4 protein-coding genes are annotated in these 3,729 nt (G+C 65.4%); all 4 read right to left on the minus strand.

Annotated features, from left to right (window positions below; genetic code table 11):
* Nucleotides 1-193: 193 nt before the first annotated feature.
* The gene (gene dut, locus FFS21_RS31665) at nucleotides 194-691 is read right to left on the minus strand and encodes a dUTP diphosphatase (protein ID WP_137928623.1); all 498 of its coding nucleotides are present in this window, start codon (nucleotides 689-691) and stop codon (nucleotides 194-196) included.
* Nucleotides 692-762: 71 nt separating this feature from the next.
* Entirely contained in the window at nucleotides 763-1,782 is a 1,020-nt protein-coding gene (locus FFS21_RS31670; RefSeq protein WP_137928624.1) for an LLM class flavin-dependent oxidoreductase, read from the minus strand.
* Nucleotides 1,783-1,803: 21 nt separating this feature from the next.
* Nucleotides 1,804-3,003: a bifunctional phosphopantothenoylcysteine decarboxylase/phosphopantothenate--cysteine ligase CoaBC gene (gene coaBC / locus FFS21_RS31675; RefSeq protein WP_137928625.1), complete on the minus strand. Its 1,200-nt coding sequence runs from the start codon at nucleotides 3,001-3,003 to the stop codon at nucleotides 1,804-1,806.
* A 118-nt stretch (nucleotides 3,004-3,121) separates the two neighbouring features.
* Nucleotides 3,122-3,658 carry a signal peptidase II gene (lspA, locus tag FFS21_RS31680; protein WP_137928626.1) on the minus strand — a complete coding sequence of 179 codons (537 nt, stop codon included), beginning with the start codon at nucleotides 3,656-3,658 and terminating at the stop codon, nucleotides 3,122-3,124.
* Nucleotides 3,659-3,729: the final 71 nt, after the last annotated feature.

A 3,729-nucleotide genomic window follows, 5' to 3' on the forward strand; every position in this document is an offset into this window, starting at 1 on the left:
ATTAATTCCTTCGGGATGGCGGGCAATTCCCGCAATGGGGCTTTCGGTTTGCGTGGCATACATGCTCCTTAACGACATGTTATGCCCTACACACAAAATTCCTGACAGGCCCAAATTGGAACCGCTGGCCCTCTCCCCCGCCCCTCTCCCACTGCGCGGGAGAGGGGAGAAAACAAGTAGCAAGCCGGAAGCCTCAACCCGCCTTGGCGTGCGCAACCCCCGTGGACCCAAACCCACCGGCCCCACGCTCCGAATCCTCAGAAAACTCTTCAACCGTCGTGAACACCGGGCGCAGCACGGGCACGAACATCATTTGAGCGATGCGCTCGCCGGGCTGGATGACGATCGGCTCGGTGCCGGGTGCATTGCGGTTCCAGACGCTGACCATGATCTGGCCCTGGTAGTCGGCATCGATCACGCCGACGCAATTGCCGAGCACCAGACCTTTCTTGTGGCCCAGGCCCGAGCGCGGCACGATGGTCGCGCACATGAACGGGTTGCCCATATGCACGGCGATGCCGGCGGGGACGAGTTGCGCGGGCGTGCCGGGTGCAATCGTCACGGGGCCGTTGACGCAGGCGTGCAGGTCGATGGCGGCGGCCATGTCGCTCTGGTAGGCGGGCAGGCCCCAGTCGTTGAGGCGGGCGTCGAGGACCTTGATTTCGACGGTGGGATTCGCGGCTACGGTCATGGATTCGGAGAGTGGTCAGAGCAAAGCGGCATGATACCGCGCCGCCCATGCTTATCCGCCACCCGGGAACATCAACCGCGCAGGTCGAACGCTTCGGCCAGCAGTTCGTAAGTGCGCCGGCGCGCGGCATAGGACGCCGCCACGCTGAGCACCACCAGTTCATCGGCAGCGAAACGGTCGCGGATTGCCAGCATGCGCTCGGCCACCTGGTGTGGCGTGCCGCAGATCGTGCGTGGGCGCTCGCGCTCGATGATGACCCGGTCGCGTTCGGTGGGCGTGTAGGTTTCCGCCTGTGCCAGCGAGGGAATCGGCGCGTTGACGCCATAGGCCATCTGCAGGCGGCGGATATCCACGGCCTGCTCCAGCGCAGTGGCTTCCGCCTCCGTATCGGCGCAGATCACGAAGATCGCGGCGGCGCTGTACGCGTGGTCGTGATAACCGGTCTCGAAATCGTCGCGATACTGCTGCGCCACGGCGTGGCCGCCATGGGCGCTGATGAAGTGCGCAAACGCAAAGCGCAGCCCCATGCGCGCCGCCAGTGCACCACCGAAATCGCTCGATCCCAGTACCCAGAGTTCAGGCCTTGTGTCGATGTCAGGCTGCAGCAGGACGCCTTCGGCCAGATGGTCGGGCGGCACCTCGCCACGCAGCAGGAAGGACAGGTCCTGCACCTGCTGCGGGAACTGGTCGCCACGGTTGTACTGGCCCATGGCGACGGCCTGCGCCGTGCGCATGTCGCCACCGGGCGCGCGGCCCACGCCGAGGTCGATCCGGTTCGGAAACAGCGCTTCGAGCATGCGGAACTGCTCGGCCACCTTGAACGGGCTGTAGTAGGGCAGCATCACGCCGCCCGAACCCAGCCGAATCCGCTTGGTGACGCTGCCGAGCCGCGCCAGCATGACTTCGGGCGCCGGATTGCAGACGCCGTGCAGCCCGTGGTGCTCGGCGCACCAGTAGCGCGTGTAGCCGAGATCGTCGGCCATCTGGGCCAGTTCGACCGTGGCGGCGATGGCGTCGCGCGCAGTGTGACCATGGATGACCGGGCTCTGGTCGAGCACGGACAGGCGCAGCTTGGGGCGGGTATCGCTCATGATGGGCGGTCTCGGGCAGTCTCAGACAGGCTTGCGCGGCAGGCGTTGGCCGATGGCGCCGATCAGTTCGCGGGCCAGTGACAGCTTGTCGGCGCGCGGCAGGCGCGTCATGCCGTTGGCGTCGAACAGGACGATCTCGTTATCGTCGAGGCCGAACGTGTGATGGCCGATGTTGCCAACGAGTAGCGGCACGCCCTTGCGCTGGCGCTTCTGCTCGCCGTACTGCTCCAGATTCTCGCTTTCGGCGGCGAATCCCACGCAGTAAGGCGCATCGGCGCGAGAGGCCACCGCAGCCAGGATGTCGGGGTTCTGCACGAACTGAAGGGCTGGCGTATCGGAATCGTTGGCTTTCTTGAGCTTCTGCTGCGACACCTCGGCAGGCCGCCAGTCGGCCACGGCGGCCACGGCCACGAACACATCGACATCGCGCAGTTGCGCCATCACGGCGTCGTGCATCTGCAGTGCGCTGCGCACGTCGGTGCGCACCACGCCACGCGGCGTCGGCAGTGCGGTCGGGCCGGAAACGAGCAGCACGTCGGCGCCGGCTTCACGCGCGGCACGCGCAATCGAGAAGCCCATCTTGCCCGACGAGAGATTGGTGATGCCACGAACCGGATCGATGGCCTCGAAGGTTGGCCCGGCTGTAATCAGTACGCGCTTGCCGGCCAGCGGCTTGGGCTGGAAGAACGCGATCAGGTCTTCGACGAGTTCTTCGGGTTCGAGCATCCGCCCATCGCCGATCTCGCCGCAAGCCTGATCGCCACTGCCCGGGCCGAGGATCGTCACGCCGTCCGCACGCAGTTGCGCCGCGTTGCGTTGAGTGGGCGCCGCGGCCCACATCTGGCGATTCATTGCCGGTGCCACGAGCAGCGGACATTCCCGCGCGATGCAGAGCGTGCTCAGCAGGTCGTCGCAGAGGCCATGGGCCAGCTTGGCCAGAAAGTCCGTGGAAGCGGGCGCGATCAGGATGGCATCGGCTTCGCGGGAGAGGTCAATGTGCGCCATGTTGTTGCCAACGCGCGCGTCCCATTGCGAGAGAAACACCGGGCGTCCGGACAGCGCCTGCATCGTGACCGGCGTGATGAAGTGCGTCGCCGCCTCGGTCATGGCCACCTGCACGGTGGCGCCGGCCTTGGTCAACAGCCGAACCAGCTCGGCCGACTTGTAGCACGCAATGCCACCGGTCAGGCCAAGGACGATGTGCTTGCCGCGCAGATCCATGGGGAAGGACTCTTCAGAATTCGGAGGTTCCGCATGATACCGCTGGCGGGGGAGGTGTGTCTTTGCTCCCCTCTCCCGCGAGCGGGAGAGGGGAGAAAACAAGCAGGAGAGCAAAGGCTCAGTGCCGCCGCACCCTTCTCAACTCATCCACGATCAACAGCACCGCACCCACCGTGATCGCGCAATCCGCCACGTTGAACGCCGGGAAGTGCATGTTGCGCAGGTGGAAGTCCAGGAAGTCGATCACGTGACCGTGGAGGATACGGTCGATCACGTTGCCGATGGCGCCGCCGAGGATCAGCGACACCGCCAGGCAAAACATCTTCTGTCCCGTGTGGCGATACAGCAGCCAGATGATGAAGCCGCCCACCACGACGGCCAGCAGCGTGAAGAACCAGCGTTGCCAGCCGCCCGCGTCAGCCAGGAAGCTGAACGCGGCGCCCTTGTTGTAGACCAGCACAAGGTTGAAAAAGCTGGTAACCGGGCGCGACTCGCCGTAGGTGAACGACCGCGAGATCACCACCTTGAAGAACTGGTCGAGCAGCACGACCAGCGCGGCAAAGGCCATCCACAGCAGTGGCGTGACGTTGGTGCTGCCTTTCTTCTTGCTGCGGGCCGGAGTGGTGCGCGTGGGACGCGTGGAGGACGATGCCATCAGGCGTGGCTCCTGTGTTCACCGGCGCCGAACAGGTTGCTGTCGCAGCGGCCGCAGAGGGTGGGATGGGC

Source organism: Cupriavidus sp. 2SB (genome assembly GCF_005503625.1).
In the GTDB taxonomy this organism is placed as follows: domain Bacteria; phylum Pseudomonadota; class Gammaproteobacteria; order Burkholderiales; family Burkholderiaceae; genus Cupriavidus.